Source organism: Cellulomonas sp. P2_F12, from assembly GCF_056403775.1.
Genome location: NZ_JBFUEV010000006.1, coordinates 159,049 through 174,500 on the forward strand (window position 1 = coordinate 159,049; position 15,452 = coordinate 174,500).

Below are 15,452 nucleotides of genomic sequence, written 5' to 3' on the forward strand. Positions count from 1 at the left end.
GTGCTCCTGATCGGTGCCCTGGTGCTCGTGGGTGCGTCGACCGTCGTCCCCGCGGCCGCGGCGCAGGCGACCGACCCGCTCCAGCTCTCGCTCGACGGGACGTCGTGGTCGGCGTCACTGCCGGGAATGCTGTTCGCGTCACCGAGTGTCGTCGTCCCGGGCGACGTCATCTCGTCGGCGCTCTGGGTCCGCAATGCCACGGGCGACCCTGCGCGGGTGGATCTCGAGGTCGCCGACGACCTCGGCGTGACCCCGGGGACCCTCGCCGGCGACCTCTCGTTGAGCATCGACGGCACCCCGGCCTCGGGCGGCACCAGCTGGCACGGACCCGAGATCCCCCCGGGAGGCACGGCACGCATCCCGCTCGTCGTGACCTTCGCGGCCTCGTCGCAGCTCACGAGCCAGGTCAGCGTCGCGGCCGTCCTCGACTCGGTGACCCTCGTGCAGACAGGAATCGGTCCCGGCGTGACCCCGACGACCCCCGCGGCGACCACGCCCGCCGGTGCCGTGGACGCCGCACCTCCCGCCGACGGCGGGTCCGGCGGGCTCGCCCGCACGGGCGCCGAGATCGCGCGGACCGCGGGCATCTCGCTCGGCGCGATCGTCGTCGGGTTCCTGCTGCTGGCCGCCCGCCGCCGCTCCCGGCGCGACCAGAACTGACCGACCTCGACGGACGGGCTCGCCCGAGGTCGACGGGATGCACCCGCTTGGGTGAATGATGGGCTCCGTCGGAGCCCGACCGCAGCGCCCCGCCCCGGAAACATCGCGCGGTCAACCGGCAGATCACACCCCGTTCTTCACCCGCTCCTACGAGGTAAGGAGTGCCTTCGCAGACAGCCCTGGGGGCGCTGGTTACACTCGCCGGGAGCAGTACGTGAACATCGTCACAAGTGGGGTCACTGGTGGTGGAAACAACGCACGATGACGCAGATGTCATCGTCGTGGGCGCGGGCCCAGCAGGGTCCGCCGCCGCGTTCCACTGCGCCTCCGCGGGCCTCGACGTCCTGCTGCTGGAGAAGTCGGAGTTCCCCCGCGACAAGGTGTGCGGCGACGGTCTGACGCCCCGCGCGGTGGCCGAGCTGGTGCGGATGGGGCTGCCGATCCGCGAGCAGGACGGCTGGATCCGGAACATCGGTCTCCGGGTGCTCGGTGGCGGTCACCGGCTCGAGCTGGCGTGGCCCGAGCTGTCGAGCTACCCGTCGTACGGCCTGGCCAAGTCGCGGATGTCGCTGGACCACACGCTGGCCGACCACGCCCGCGCGGCCGGCGCCAAGCTGCAGGAGCGCACCAACGTCACGGGTCCGGTGCGCGACGAGCGCTCGGGGCGGGTCGTGGGGGTGCAGGCGAAGGTCGACGGGGAGACGGTCACGTACCGCGCGCCGATCGTCATCGCCGCCGACGGGGTCTCGGCGCGTCTGGCCACGGGGATGGGCCTCGAGAAGCGCATGGACCGCCCGATGGGCGTCGCGGTGCGCACCTACTTCACCACCCCCCGGCACGACGACCCGTGGATGGAGAGCCACCTCGAGCTCCGGGACGACGACGACAACCTGATGCCGGGCTACGGCTGGATCTTCTCGCTCGGCGACGGGACGGCGAACGTCGGGCTCGGCTCGGTGGCGTCGACGGCGGCGGCGACCAAGGTCGACTACAAGAAGCTGTTCGCCACCTGGATGCGCCACGTGCCAGCCGAGTGGGAGTTCACGCCCGACAACCAGGTCGGTCCGGTCAAGGGTGCCGCGCTGCCGATGGGGTTCAACCGCGGGCCGCTGTACGCCAACGGCCTCATGCTGGCGGGCGACTCCGCCGGGATGATCAGCCCGTTCAACGGCGAGGGCATCGCGTACGGCCTGCAGGCAGGCCGGGTCGCCGCCGACGCCATCGCCCAGGGGCTCGCACGCGGGACCGCCGCCGGCCGCGAGCGCGCGTTCGCCACGTACCAGGGCCGGATGAAGGACGACCTCGGCGGGTACTACACGCTCGGCCGGGTGTTCGTCCGGCTGATCGAGCACCCCGAGGTCATGCGGGTGTGCACCCGGTACGGGCTGCCGCGGCCGCTCGTCATGAAGTTCGTGCTCAAGCTCCTGTCCGACTGCTACGAGCCGAAGGGTGGTGACCTGGTCGACCGGGTCATCGCCGGGCTCGCCCGGATCGCCCCCGCCGCATGAACACCCCCACCACAAAGAAGTGGAGTGACGTTCGATGACCAACCCGTACGTCCCGCTGCTCTTCCTCATGGGCATCGCCGCCGTGCTCGCCCTCGGGGGCGTCGGCTCGAGCGTCATCCTCGGCCCCAAGCGGTACAACCGCGCCAAGCTCGAGGCGTACGAGTGCGGCATCGAGCCCACCCCGCACGCCATCGGCGGCGGCCGCTTCCCCATCAAGTACTACCTGGTCGCGATGACCTTCATCATCTTCGACATCGAGGTGGTCTTCCTCTACCCGTGGGCCGTGAGCTTCACGGACCTCGCCCTGTTCGGGCTGGTCGCGATGATCGGGTTCCTGGTGATCATCACGGTGCCGTTCGTCTACGAGTGGAAGCGCGGCGGGTTCGAGTGGGACTGAACGCTTTCATGAAGGAGTGTTGAGATGGGCATCGAAGAGGCACCGTCGGGGTTCCTGCTCACCACGGTCGAGGACCTGGTCGGGTACTTCCGCAAGGCGTCCCTGTGGCCGGTCACGTTCGGCCTGGCCTGTTGCGCCATCGAGATGATGGCGGCCGGCGCCAGCCGGTTCGACATCTCCCGGTTCGGCATGGAGGTGTTCCGCGCGTCCCCGCGCCAGGCGGACCTCATGATCGTCGCCGGCCGCGTCAGCCAGAAGATGGCACCCGTGGTCCGCCAGGTCTACGACCAGATGAGCGAGCCCAAGTGGGTCCTCTCGATGGGCGTCTGCGCCAGCTCCGGCGGCATGTTCAACAACTACGCGATCGTGCAGGGCGTCGACCACATCATCCCAGTCGACATCTACCTGCCCGGCTGCCCGCCGCGGCCCGAGATGCTCATCAACGCGATCCTGGCGCTGCACGAGCAGATCGAGAACGAGCCGCTCGGCGGCAACCGCAAGGCGGCGGCCGCGGCTGCCGAGGCCGCTGCTCTGGCCGCGACGCCGACGTCGCAGATGACGGGGCTGCTCAAGTGACGGAGAAGACCGACGCCGCCGACGCCGCGAAGCCCGGCGACGCGACGACCGCCGCGCAGCCGACCAGCGAGGCCGCGCTCGAGGCCGGGTCGCAGAACATCCCCGCCGAGGGGCGGCCGCAGATCGAGGTCGTCGACGTCCGTCGCGGCATGTTCGGCGCCACCGGCTCGGGCGACACCTCCGGCTACGGCGGGCTGGTCACGGCGATCGCGCTGCCCGGCCCCAGCGAGCGGCCGTACGGCGGCTGGTTCGACGAGGTCGTCGACATCCTCACCGAGGTCCTCGACGAGTCGGGCACCGGCTACGACGCGGCGGTCGAGTCCGTGGTCGTCGACCGCGAGGAGCTCACGCTGCACGTCGCGCGCGAGCACATCGTCGAGGTCTCCCAGGTGCTCCGGGACGACCAGGACCTGCGGTTCGAGCTCAGCCTGGGCGTCTCGGGCGTGCACTACCCGCACGACGTCGGCCGCGAGCTGCACGCCGTCTACCACCTGGTCTCGGTGACCCACTCGCGCCGTCTGCGGCTCGAGGTCGCGGTCCCCGACTCCGACCCGCACCTGCCGTCGACCGTGTCGGTGTACCCGGCCAACGACTGGCACGAGCGCGAGACGTTCGACTTCTTCGGGATGATCTTCGACGGGCACCCGGGGCTCGCGCGGATCGAGATGCCCGACGACTGGCCGGGCCACCCGCAGCGCAAGGACTACCCCCTCGGGGGCATCCCGGTCGAGTACAAGGGCGCCACCGTGCCGCCCCCGGACCAGCGGAGGTCGTACCGATGACCACCCAGACACCCCGTGCCACACCGCACGTCGTGGACGCCGACACCGAGGGGGTTCCCTCCTTCGAGGCGTCCGGCGGCGACTGGTCCGAGATCGCCGAGGAGGCCGCCCGCCTCGGCGAGGAGCGGATCGTCGTCAACATGGGCCCGCAGCACCCGTCGACCCACGGCGTGCTCCGCCTCATGCTCGAGATCGACGGCGAGACGGTGACCGAGGCCCGCGCGGGCATCGGCTACCTGCACACCGGCATCGAGAAGAACATGGAGTTCCGCACCTGGACCCAGGGCGTGACCTTCTGCACGCGCATGGACTACGTCGCGCCGCTGTTCCAGGAGGCCGCGTACTGCCTGGCGGTCGAGAAGCTGCTGGGCATCACGGACGACGTCCCCGAGCGGGCCACGGTCATCCGGGTGCTGATGATGGAGCTCAACCGGATCACGTCGCACCTGGTCTGCCTGGCCACGGGCGGCAACGAGCTGGGCGCGACGACGATCATGACGGTCGGCTTCACGGCCCGCGAGGAGATCCTCAAGGTCTTCGAGCTGATCTCCGGCCTGCGCATGAACCACGCGTACATCCGTCCCGGCGGCGTCGCGCAGGACATCCCGCCGGGCGCGATCGACACGATCCGCGAGGCGCTCGTGGTGGTCCGCGGCTACTTCAAGCAGCTCGAAGACCTCATGATGGCCAACCCGATCCTGCACCTGCGCCTCAAGGACGTCGGCTACCTCGGGCTGGCCGGCTGCATGGCGCTCGGCATCACGGGCCCGGTGCTGCGGTCGGCGGGCCTGCCGTACGACGTGCGCAAGCACAACCCGTACTGCGGGTACGAGACGTACGACTTCGAGGTCCCCGTCGCGCAGTCGGCCGACTCGTGGGGGCGCCTGGTGCTGCGGCTCGAGGAGTGCTACCAGTCGATGCGGATCGTCGAGCAGACGCTGGACCGCCTGCAGAAGATCGGCCCCGGACCGGTGATGGTGGCGGACAAGAAGGTCGCCTGGCCTGCGCAGATGGCCATCGGGTCCGACGGCATGGGCAACTCGCTCGACCACATCCGGGAGATCATGGGCACCTCGATGGAGGCCCTGATCCACCACTTCAAGCTGGTCACCGAGGGCTTCCGCGTGCCGGCCGGTCAGGTGTTCCAGACCGTCGAACACCCCCGCGGCGAGCTCGGCGTGCACCTGGTGTCCGACGGCGGGACGCGCCCCTACCGGGCGCACTTCCGCGACCCGAGCTTCAACAACCTGCAGGCCACGTCGATCATGTGCGAGGGCGGACAGGTGGCCGACGTCGTCGTCGCCGTCGCGTCGCTCGACCCGGTGCTGGGAGGGGTGGACCGCTGATGTCCATCGAGACGAGCCGTACGCACAAGACCGCGTACGACGCCGAGACCCATGCGCGACTCACGGCCGACTCGGACGTCATCGTGGCGCGCTACCCGCAGGCGCGCTCGGCGCTGCTGCCGATGCTGCACCTGGTGCAGGCCGAGGACGGCTACGTCAGCCCCCGCGGGATCGCGTTCTGCGCCTCCCACCTGGGCCTGAGCACCGCGGAGGTGTCCGCGGTCGCGACGTTCTACACGCAGTACAAGCGGCACCCGAACGGCACCTACACGGTCGGCGTCTGCACGAACACCCTGTGCGCGATCATGGGCGGCGACGCCATCTGGGAGGACCTCTCGGACCACCTGGGCATCGGGCACGACGAGACGACGGACGACGGCGTGATCACGCTCGAGCGCGTCGAGTGCAACGCGGCCTGCGACTACGCGCCGGTCGTGATGGTCAACTGGGAGTTCTTCGACAACCAGACGCCCGACAGCGCCCGGCAGATCGCCGACGACCTCACCGCCGGCAAGCCGGTCGTCCCCACCCGCGGCGCCGCGAGCGTCTGCTCGTTCAAGGAGATGTCCCGCGTGCTCGCCGGCTTCGGCGACGGACGGGCCGACGAGGGCGTCGGCGCCGGGGTGCCGACGCTGCGCGGGCTCGAGCTGGCACGGGCCGAGGGCTGGACGGCGCCCGCGTTCGCCTCGACGGGCGCACCCGCCGGGAGCCACGAACCGAAGGTCGGCGGCGAGCAGTCCAGCGCCGAGCGCCCGGTCACCACGCCTGCCGACGTCTCGCCGGCGGCGGAGCAGAAGAAGCAGTCCACCGACGACGCGAAGGAGTCGTGATGGCGACGACCCTCACCCCGGTGCTGACGGACACGTGGGACGCCGACCGCTCGTGGTCGCTGGCGTCGTACGAGGACGCCGGCGGGTACCGCGGCCTGCGCCGCGCGCTCGGCATGCTGGCTGCCGACGTCGTCACCATGGTCAAGGACTCGGGCCTGCGCGGCCGCGGGGGAGCGGGCTTCCCGACGGGCATGAAGTGGGGCTTCCTGCCCGCGCCCGACGGCGGACCGCGGTACCTGGTGGTCAACGCCGACGAGTCCGAGCCGGGGACCTGCAAGGACATCCCGCTGATGATGGCCAGCCCCCAGCACCTCATCGAGGGCATGATCATCACGAGCTACGCGATCGGCTGCCACCACGCGTTCCTCTACGTGCGGGGCGAGGTGCTCCACGTGTACCGGCGCCTCCTGCTCGCCATCGAGGAGGCCCGTGCGGCCGGGTACCTCGGCACCGACATCCTCGGCTCCGGCTTCGACCTGGAGATCACGCTGCACTCCGGCGCGGGCGCGTACATCTGCGGCGAGGAGACGGCGCTGCTCGACTCCCTCGAGGGCCTGCGCGGCCAGCCGCGTCTCAAGCCCCCGTTCCCCGCCGTCGCCGGCCTGTACGCGCGGCCGACGGTCGTGAACAACGTCGAGTCGATCGCGTCGGTGCCGGGCATCGTCGTCGGCGGCGCGGACTGGTTCAAGTCCATGGGCACCGAGCGCTCCACCGGCCACGGCCTGTTCTCCCTGTCCGGCCACGTCACGCGGCCCGGTCAGTACGAGGCGCCGCTCGGCATCACGCTGCGCGAGCTGCTCGAGATGGCCGGCGGCATCCGCGAGGGCCACGAGCTGAAGTTCTGGACCCCGGGCGGCTCGTCGACGCCGATCTTCACCGCCGAGCACCTCGACGTGCCGCTGGACTACGAGTCGGTGGGCGCCGCGGGGTCGATGTTGGGCACGCGCGCGCTGCAGATCTTCGACGAGACCACGTCGGTGGTCCGGGCCGTCACCCGCTGGACCGAGTTCTACAAGCACGAGTCCTGCGGCAAGTGCACCCCGTGCCGTGAGGGCACCTACTGGCTCACGCAGGTGCTGCAGCGGATCGAGGCGGGGCAGGGCACGCTCGCCGACATCGACCTGCTGCTCGACCTGTGCGACAACATCCTCGGCAAGGCGTTCTGCGCCCTCGGCGACGGTGCGACCAGCCCGATCACCTCGGCGGTGCAGTACTTCCGCGAGGAGTTCGTGGCGGGGACCCACACGCCCGCCGACGTGCTGTTCCCGCCGGAGCTGAGCAGCCTGTTTGTCTACACGCCCAAGCACGAGCTCGCAGGGGTGCACGCATGACGATCCTGTCCTCCGGGCCGACGACGTCCCTGGTCCCCGCCGCCCCGGTCGCGCCCGCCGAGCCTGCCGGCGAGACGGTCACGTTCACCGTCGACGGCATCGAGACCGCCGTGCCCAAGGGCACGCTCGTCATCCGGGCCGCCGAGCAGCTGGGCATCCAGATCCCGCGGTTCTGCGACCACCCGTTGCTGGCCCCCGCCGGTGCGTGCCGCCAGTGCCTGGTCGAGGTCTGGGCGCCGGGCCGCGACGGTGCGCTGGCCAAGATGCCGAAGCCGCAGGCCAGCTGCACCCTCGAGGCCACGCCGGGCATGCAGGTCAAGACGCAGCACACGTCGCCGGAGGCCGACAAGGCCCAGCACGGCGTCATGGAGCTGCTGCTGGTCAACCACCCGCTGGACTGCCCGGTGTGCGACAAGGGCGGCGAGTGCCCCCTGCAGAACCAGGCGATGAGCAACGGGCGCGCCAGCACCCGGTTCGTCGACGTCAAGCGCACGTTCCCCAAGCCGATCGCCATCTCGACGCAGATCCTGCTGGACCGGGAGCGCTGCATCCTGTGCCAGCGCTGCACGCGGTTCTCCGAGGAGATCGCCGGCGACGTGTTCATCGACCTGCAGAAGCGCGGCGCCAACCAGCAGATCGGCACGTTCGACACCGCCGTGCTGGGGTTCGCCGGCGAGGCGCCGCTGGGTGCGGCCGCCGAGGACACCTCGGGCCGCCCGTTCGCCTCGTACTTCTCGGGCAACACCGTGCAGATCTGCCCGGTCGGCGCCCTGACCAGCGCGGCGTACCGGTTCCGGTCGCGCCCGTTCGACCTGGTCTCCACGCCGGGCGTCGGCGAGCACGACTCGCAGGGGTCGGCCATCCGCATCGACCACCGCCGCGGCGTCGTGCTGCGCCGGCTCGCCGGTGAGGACCCGGTGGTCAACCAGGAGTGGATCACCGACAAGGACCGGTTCGCGTTCACGTGGCAGTCCGCGCCGGACCGCATCACCACGCCGCTCGTGCGCAACGCCGACGGCGAGCTCGAGCCCGCCAGCTGGATCGAGGCCCTCGAGGTCGCCGCGGCCGGCCTGCGCGCGGCCGAGGCGCCCGACGACCCGCGCGACACCGCGACCGGCGTCGCCGTCCTGCCCGGAGGTCGCCTGACCCTCGAGGACGCCTACGCGTACGGCAAGTTCGCCCGGGTCGCGCTCGGCACCAACGACGTCGACGGCCGCGCCCGCCCGCACTCGGCGGAGGAGGAGACGTTCCTCGGCCACCACGTCGCCGGTCGCACCCTCGAGGTCACGTTCGCGGACCTCGACCGCGCCCCCGCGGTGCTGCTCGTCGGCCTGGAGGTCGAGGAGGAGGCGGGCATCGCGTTCCTGCGCCTGCGGGACTCGGTCATCCACCGCAAGACGAAGGTGCTGTCGGTCGCCGCGCTCGAGAGCCGCGGGCTCCAGCGCCTGTCCGGCACCCTGCTCCCGGCCGCGCCCGGCACGGAGGCCGAGGTCCTCGACGGCATCGGCACCGACGACGCGTTGGCTCAGGCCGCCGAGCTGCTCGGCACCGAGGGCGCGCTCGTGCTCGTCGGCGAGCGTCTGGCCGGGGTCCCCGGCGGGTTCTCGGCGGCCGTGCGGCTCGCGCAGCGCACCGGCGCCCGGCTCGCCTGGATCCCGCGTCGCGTGGGCGAGCGCTCCGCGGTCGAGGCTGGCCTGCTGCCGTCCCTGCTGCCGGGCGGCCGCCCGGTCGCCGACTCCGCCGCCCGCGTCGACCTCGCCGCCGTGTGGGGCGTCGAGCACCTGCCCTCCGCGGCGGGCCGCTCGACCTCCGAGATCCTCGCCGCCGCGCGCGCCGGTCGCCTCGGCGGCCTGGTCGTCGGCGGCGTCGAGCCGGCCGACCTGCCCGACCCGGCGATCGCGCGCGAGGCGCTGGACCGCGTGACCTTCCTGGTCTCGCTCGAGGTCCGGCACTCCGAGGTCACCGAGCGGGCCGACGTCGTCCTGCCCGTGGCACCGCCGACCGAGAAGTCCGGCACCTTCGTCACGTGGGAGGGCCGCCCGCGGCCGTTCCCGCAGGCGCTCGTCTCGCACGCGATGGCCGACCACCGCGTCCTGGACCGGCTGGCCGACGCCCTCGGCGTGGAGCTCGGGCTGCAGACGCTGGCCGCGGTGCACGCCGAGCTCGACCAGCTGGGCGGCTGGGACGGCGCACGCCTCGACGCGCCCGACGTGGCCGCCACCGAGCCGCCCGCCGTCGCGCCCGGCCACGCCGTGCTCGCCACCTGGCACCAGCTGCTCGACGCCGGCCGCCTGCAGTCGGGCGAGCCCTTCCTGGCCGGCACCGCCAAGCGGCCCGTGGCCCGCATCTCGGCGGGGACCGCGGGGGCGCTCGGCGTGTCGGACGGCGGCAACCTCGGCGTCTCGACGGACGCGGGCACGATCGTGCTGCCGGCGGTCGTGACGGACATGCCGGACCACGTGGTGTGGCTGCCGACGAACGCGGCGGGGAGCGGCCTGCGCGACGCGCTGCACGCCGACGCCGGCGACGTCGTGCGGCTCGCGCCCGCCGGGCGTCACCTGCAGACCGAGGAGGTGGGCGCATGACCCCCCTGATCGTCGACGCGGTGGCTCCGGTGACCGCCGACTTCAGCCAGGACACCTGGTGGATCTGGCTGATCAAGGCAGTCGCCATCGTCGTGTTCCTGCTGACCAGCGTGCTGATCGCCATCTGGTTCGAGCGCAAGGTGGTCGCCCGCATGCAGGTGCGGCCCGGCCCCAACGTGCACGGCCCCTTCGGCCTGCTGCAGTCGCTCGCCGACGCCATGAAGCTCCTGGTCAAGGAGGACATGACGGTCAAGGCGGCCGACAAGCTCGTCTACATCGTCGCCCCGATGATCGCGGTGTTCTGCTCGCTGCTGGTGTTCGCAGTCATCCCGTTCGGCCCGGAGGTCGATCTGTTCGGGGTGCTCACGCCGCTGCAGCTCACCGACTTCCCGGTGGCCGTGCTCTACATCCTCGCGTGCGCCTCGGTCGGCGTGTACGGCATCGTGCTCGGCGGCTGGTCGTCCGGGTCCACGTACCCGCTGCTCGGCTCGGTCCGGTCGACCGCGCAGGTCATCAGCTACGAGCTCGCGATGGGCCTGTCGCTGGTCAGCGTGTTCATCGTGGCCGGCTCCATGTCGACGTCGCAGATCGTCACGTCGCAGACGGCGATCTGGTGGTTCATCCCGCTGATCCCGGCGTTCCTCATCTACCTCATCTCGATGGTGGGGGAGACCAACCGCCTGCCGTTCGACCTCCCCGAGGCCGAGGGCGAGCTGGTGTCGGGCTACATGACCGAGTACTCGTCGATGAAGTTCGCGTGGTTCTTCCTCGCCGAGTACATCAACATGCTGAACGTCTCGGCGGTCGCCACCACCCTGTTCCTGGGCGGCTGGCGTGCGCCGTGGCCCATCTCGGCGATCAACGACGGGATGTTCAACCACGGCTGGTGGCCGGTGCTGTGGTTCCTGGCCAAGCTCTGGTTCTTCATGTTCATCTTCGTGTGGATCCGCGGCTCGGTGCTGCGCTTCCGGTACGACCAGTTCATGAAGATCGGCTGGAAGATCCTGATCCCGGCGGCGCTCATCTGGGTGGTCGCGGTCGGCGTGGTGCAGGGCGTCCGGCAGTTCTCCGGCGTCGAGCTGCGTCCGCTGCTGTTCGGGATCGCGGGCCTGGTGTTCGTCGCGCTGATCATCTCCTTCCTCATCCCCGAGAAGAAGGCGCCGACCGGCCCGAAGCGACCACCAGGACCGCAGGTGTACGACCCCTACGCGGGCGGCTACCCCGTGCCGCCGCTGCCCGGGCAGGTGCTCCCGCCGTCGCCGCGCGCGCTGGCCAGGGCTGCTGCCGCGGCGCAGGCGCAGGAGTCCGCGACGACGACCCCCCAGGTCACCCAGGAGGTGCACGGTGGCTGAGCCCCGCAAGCCCGACCCGAAGGGCGTCCCGGCCCGCAAGCCGGCGACGTCCGCGAGCGGCAAGCCCGCGCCCGCCCGCAGGGCCGCCCCGCCCGCGAAGGGCAAGGCCGTCGCGCCGCGCAAGCCCGCCGGTGAGGTCGCCGCCCCGCAGCCCGAGGGCTACCAGTCCATGATCGAGCCCCGCGGCTGGGTCGAGGACCTCTTCGCCCCCGTGGGCGGCTTCGGCGTCACCCTCTCGAACATGTTCCGGCCGACGGTCACCGAGCAGTACCCGTCGGAGAAGGTGCCGGCCAAGCCGCGCTACCACGGCCGCCACCAGCTCAACCGGTACGCGGACGGGCTCGAGAAGTGCATCGGCTGCGAGCTGTGCGCCTGGGCGTGCCCGGCGGACGCGATCTACGTCGAGGGCGCCGACAACACCCCGGACAACCAGCGGTCGCCCGGCGAGCGGTACGGCAGCGTCTACCAGATCAACTATCTGCGCTGCATCTTCTGCGGCCTGTGCATCGAGGCGTGCCCCACCCGGGCGCTGACCATGACGAACGAGTTCGAGCTGGCCGGCCCGACGCGCGCGGGGATGATCTGGGAGAAGCAGGACCTCCTGGCTCCGCTGCGCAGCGGGATGCTGCAGGCGCCGCACCCGATGGTCGAGGGCACGACGGACACCGACTACTACCGCGGCGAGGTCACCGGCTCCACGCCGGCGCAGGTCGCGTGGGTCAAGGAGCACCGTCCCGACGACCCGACGCTGCCCGGCGGCGCCGGTCTGGACGCGGCGAACGTGCCCGGTCCCACGGCCGCGGTGATGGCCGCGACGGTGGCCGGAGCGACGAAGCAGGGCACCCGATGAGCGCCGCGCTGGGCGCGACGCTGCTGGCGTCGGGGGAGACGACGACGGCCGAGGCGGTCCTGTTCTGGACCCTCGGCCCGATCATGGTGCTCGCGGCCCTCAGCCTGCTGTTCGCCAAGAAGGCGGTGCACGCGGCGCTCGCCGTGGTCGTCGTGATGATCTCCCTGGCGTTCCTCTACGTCGCGCAGGACGCGGTGTTCCTCGGGGTGGTCCAGGTGGTCGTCTACACCGGCGCCGTGATGATGCTGTTCCTCTTCGTGCTCATGCTGGTGGGCGTCGACTCCTCCGACTCGCTGGTGGAGACCATCCGCGGGCAGCGCTGGATCGGCCTGCTGGCCGGCATCGGGCTCGCCGTGGTGCTGGTCGGCGTGGTCGGCCGCGCGACGTACGGCAAGGTGTTCGGGCTGGCCGGCGAGCTGTCGTCGAACAACCCGACCGGCGTCGCGCACATCATCTTCGGCGACTACGTGTTCGCGTTCGAGGTGGTCGGCGCCCTGCTGGTCACCGCGGCCCTGGGCGCCCTGGTGCTCACGCACCGGCAGCGGCTCACGCCGCGCGTCGGCCAGAAGGAGCGCGCCGACGCCCGCGTGGCCGCCGGCGCCATCCTCACGCCGCTGCCCGCCCCCGGCGTCTACGCCCGGCACAACGCGATGGACGTGCCGGCGCTGGGTCCCGACGGTCAGCCGCTCGAGATCTCCGTGCCGCGCGTGCTGCGCATCCGCGGGCAGGAGGCCGACGCCGAGGAGTTCGCGGCCCGGACCGAGCGCGTGCTCGCCGGCGCCTCGGTGGTGCGCGGCGGCGGGACCCCACCGCCGGAGGCCGACCTCGGCGGGCACGCCGTCAACGCCCCCGAGCTGGGCGCGGCGGTCAGCGACACCGGTCAGAACGGGCCGTCCACCGGCCCCGACGGCGCCATCGGACAGGAGGGGGGACGGTGAGCCTCACCCACTACCTCGTGCTGGCGACGATCCTCTTCTCGATCGGCGCGACCACGGTCCTGCTGCGGCGCAACGCGATCATCGTGTTCATGGGCGTCGAGCTCATGCTCAACGCGTCGAACCTCATGCTCGTCACGTTCTCCCGCATCCACGGCAACCTGACCGGGCAGGTGATGGCGTTCTTCGTGATGGTCGTCGCCGCCGCCGAGGTCGTCGTCGGGCTGGCCATCATCGTGGCGATCTTCCGCACCCGACGCTCGGCCTCGGTCGACGACATCAACCTGTTGAAGAGCTGAGGGGCGATGCACAGCCTGACAACTCTGGTGGCGAGCCTGCCTGCAGACACCATCGCGCCCGCGAGCGAGACGGTGAAGAGCGGCATCCTGCTCGTCGCACCCCTGCTCGTCGGCCTGCCGCTGGTCAGCGCCGCGGTGCTGCTCCTCTCCGGCCGCCGGTCCGACCGCTGGGGCCACTGGCTCGGCGTGCTGGCGTCGACGGCGTCGTTCGTCGTCGCCGCGATCGTGTTCATCGCGATGCTGCAGCGCCCGGCCGACGCCCGCGTGACGGACGTCCACCTGGGCACCTGGATCGACGCCGGGGCGTTCCATCTCGACGCGGGCATGCGGCTCGACCCGCTGTCGATGACGTTCGTGCTGCTCGTGACGTTCGTCGGCACGCTCATCCACATCTACGCCGTGGCCTACATGGACCACGACCGCGACCGGCGCCGGTTCTTCGCCTACCTCAACCTGTTCGTCGCGGCGATGCTGATCCTGGTGCTGGCCGACAGCTACCTGCTGCTGTTCGTCGGCTGGGAGGGCGTCGGCCTGGCGTCGTACCTGCTCATCGGCTTCTGGAACTACAACACCGAGTACGCGGTCGCCGCCAAGAAGGCGTTCGTCGCCAACCGCATCGGTGACCTGGGCCTGATCATCGCGCTCGGCATCATGTTCTCGACGTTCGGGGCGGTCGACTTCGGCACCGTGCTCAGCGGCGTCGACGGCAGCGTCAGCCAGGGCGCGCTCACCGCGATCGGGCTGATGCTCCTGCTCGCCGCCTGCGGCAAGTCGGCACAGTTCCCGCTGCAGTCCTGGCTCGGCGACGCCATGGCGGGCCCGACGCCGGTGTCCGCGCTCATCCACGCCGCGACCATGGTGACCGCCGGCGTCTACCTCATCGTGCGGTCGGCGCCGCTGTTCGACGCGGCGCCGACGGCCCAGCTGGTCGTGGTCATCGTCGGCGCGATCACCCTGCTGTTCGGGGCGATCGTCGGTTGCGCCAAGGACGACATCAAGAAGGCGCTGGCCGCCTCGACCATGTCGCAGATCGGCTACATGATCCTGGCCGCGGGTCTCGGGCCGGTCGGGTACGCGTTCGCGATCTTCCACCTGCTGACCCACGGCTTCTTCAAGGCCGGCATGTTCCTCGGCGCCGGGTCGGTCATGCACGGCATGGACGACCAGGTGAACATGCGCCGCTTCGGTGGGCTGGCCCGGTACATGACGATCACGTGGCTGACGTTCATGGCCGGCTGGCTGGCCATCATCGGCATCCCGCCGTTCTCCGGGTTCTTCAGCAAGGACAAGATCATCGAGGCGGCGTTCGTACCGGTCGACGGGTCGCCGTGGCGGGCCTGGGTGTTCGGCGGCATCACGATGCTGGCCGCCGGGATCACCGCCTTCTACATGTCCCGACTGTTCTTCATGACGTTCGAGGGCGAGCGCCGCTGGTCCACCAAGCGGGACGGCAGCGCGCAGCACCCGCACGAGTCCCCGAAGCTCATGACCGGCCCCATGATCGTGCTGGCCGTCGGGTCGGTGGGCCTCGGGTTCTTCCTCAACATGGGGAACCGGTTCGTCGACTGGCTCGCGCCGGTGCTCGGGGAGCCCGAGCACGCCGAGCCCGTGCTGCCGGTCTGGGTCCTGACCGTCCTGACGCTGGGCCTCGTGCTGGTCGGCGTGGTCATCGCCTGGCGCCGGTACGCCGTCTCGCAGGTCCCCGTCGTCCCGCCCGTGGGCACGGCGCTTACCCGGGCCGCCCGCGTCGACCTCTACCAGGACTCGGTCAACGACGTCGTCCTGGTCGAGCCCGGCCAGGCGCTCACGCGCTCGCTCGTCTACGCGGACCGCACGGTCATCGACGGCACCGTCACCGGGGTCGGGTTGTCCACCGTCCTGCTGGGCGGGTGGGTGCGTCGCCTGCAGACCGGGTACGTCCGGTCCTACGCCGCGTCGATGCTGCTCGGGCTCGTCGTCCTCGTCGTCGTCGTCCTGGTCATCCAGAACTGAGGAGTGCAC

General features: G+C 71.3%; 14 protein-coding genes. All 14 read left to right on the top strand.

Annotation, left to right across the window (positions count from 1 at the left end; genetic code table 11):
• Entirely contained in the window at nucleotides 1-660 is a 660-nt protein-coding gene (locus AC1DWH_RS14415; RefSeq protein ID WP_477094255.1) for a hypothetical protein, read from the top strand.
• Nucleotides 661-941: 281 nt separating this feature from the next.
• On the top strand, nucleotides 942-2,168 hold the full coding sequence (locus tag AC1DWH_RS14420) for a geranylgeranyl reductase family protein (protein ID WP_456846328.1): 1,227 nt from the start codon (nucleotides 942-944) through the stop codon (nucleotides 2,166-2,168).
• 34 nt (nucleotides 2,169-2,202) lie between these two features.
• Nucleotides 2,203-2,565: an NADH-quinone oxidoreductase subunit A gene (locus tag AC1DWH_RS14425; RefSeq protein WP_456846329.1), complete on the top strand. Its 363-nt coding sequence runs from the start codon at nucleotides 2,203-2,205 to the stop codon at nucleotides 2,563-2,565.
• A 24-nt stretch (nucleotides 2,566-2,589) separates the two neighbouring features.
• Complete coding sequence (locus tag AC1DWH_RS14430) at nucleotides 2,590-3,141, top strand: NuoB/complex I 20 kDa subunit family protein (protein ID WP_421743496.1); 552 nt, start codon at nucleotides 2,590-2,592, stop codon at nucleotides 3,139-3,141.
• Complete coding sequence (locus tag AC1DWH_RS14435; protein ID WP_477094256.1) at nucleotides 3,138-3,923, top strand: NADH-quinone oxidoreductase subunit C; 786 nt, start codon at nucleotides 3,138-3,140, stop codon at nucleotides 3,921-3,923. The genes AC1DWH_RS14430 and AC1DWH_RS14435 overlap by 4 nt, the downstream gene beginning before the upstream one ends.
• Nucleotides 3,920-5,269 carry an NADH-quinone oxidoreductase subunit D gene (locus AC1DWH_RS14440; protein ID WP_477094257.1) on the top strand — a complete coding sequence of 450 codons (1,350 nt, stop codon included), beginning with the start codon at nucleotides 3,920-3,922 and terminating at the stop codon, nucleotides 5,267-5,269. The genes AC1DWH_RS14435 and AC1DWH_RS14440 overlap by 4 nt, the downstream gene beginning before the upstream one ends.
• Nucleotides 5,269-6,099 carry an NADH-quinone oxidoreductase subunit NuoE gene (nuoE, locus tag AC1DWH_RS14445; RefSeq protein WP_477094258.1) on the top strand — a complete coding sequence of 277 codons (831 nt, stop codon included), beginning with the start codon at nucleotides 5,269-5,271 and terminating at the stop codon, nucleotides 6,097-6,099. Before AC1DWH_RS14440 ends, nuoE begins: the two co-directional genes overlap by 1 nt.
• Nucleotides 6,099-7,430: an NADH-quinone oxidoreductase subunit NuoF gene (gene nuoF / locus AC1DWH_RS14450; RefSeq protein WP_477094259.1), complete on the top strand. Its 1,332-nt coding sequence runs from the start codon at nucleotides 6,099-6,101 to the stop codon at nucleotides 7,428-7,430. Before nuoE ends, nuoF begins: the two co-directional genes overlap by 1 nt.
• Entirely contained in the window at nucleotides 7,427-10,015 is a 2,589-nt protein-coding gene (locus AC1DWH_RS14455) for an NADH-quinone oxidoreductase subunit G (protein WP_477094260.1), read from the top strand. Before nuoF ends, AC1DWH_RS14455 begins: the two co-directional genes overlap by 4 nt.
• Nucleotides 10,012-11,367, top strand: coding sequence for an NADH-quinone oxidoreductase subunit NuoH (nuoH, locus tag AC1DWH_RS14460; RefSeq protein WP_456846335.1), 1,356 nt, complete (start codon nucleotides 10,012-10,014; stop codon nucleotides 11,365-11,367). The genes AC1DWH_RS14455 and nuoH overlap by 4 nt, the downstream gene beginning before the upstream one ends.
• On the top strand, nucleotides 11,360-12,217 hold the full coding sequence (gene nuoI, locus AC1DWH_RS14465; protein WP_477094261.1) for an NADH-quinone oxidoreductase subunit NuoI: 858 nt from the start codon (nucleotides 11,360-11,362) through the stop codon (nucleotides 12,215-12,217). The genes nuoH and nuoI overlap by 8 nt, the downstream gene beginning before the upstream one ends.
• Nucleotides 12,214-13,155, top strand: a complete 942-nt coding sequence (locus AC1DWH_RS14470; RefSeq protein ID WP_477094262.1) for an NADH-quinone oxidoreductase subunit J — start codon at nucleotides 12,214-12,216, stop codon at nucleotides 13,153-13,155. The genes nuoI and AC1DWH_RS14470 overlap by 4 nt, the downstream gene beginning before the upstream one ends.
• Nucleotides 13,152-13,451: an NADH-quinone oxidoreductase subunit NuoK gene (gene nuoK, locus AC1DWH_RS14475; RefSeq protein ID WP_456847529.1), complete on the top strand. Its 300-nt coding sequence runs from the start codon at nucleotides 13,152-13,154 to the stop codon at nucleotides 13,449-13,451. Before AC1DWH_RS14470 ends, nuoK begins: the two co-directional genes overlap by 4 nt.
• Before the next feature lie 6 nt (nucleotides 13,452-13,457).
• Nucleotides 13,458-15,443 carry an NADH-quinone oxidoreductase subunit L gene (nuoL, locus tag AC1DWH_RS14480; RefSeq protein WP_477094263.1) on the top strand — a complete coding sequence of 662 codons (1,986 nt, stop codon included), beginning with the start codon at nucleotides 13,458-13,460 and terminating at the stop codon, nucleotides 15,441-15,443.
• The last annotated feature ends 9 nt before the right edge of the window (nucleotides 15,444-15,452 follow it).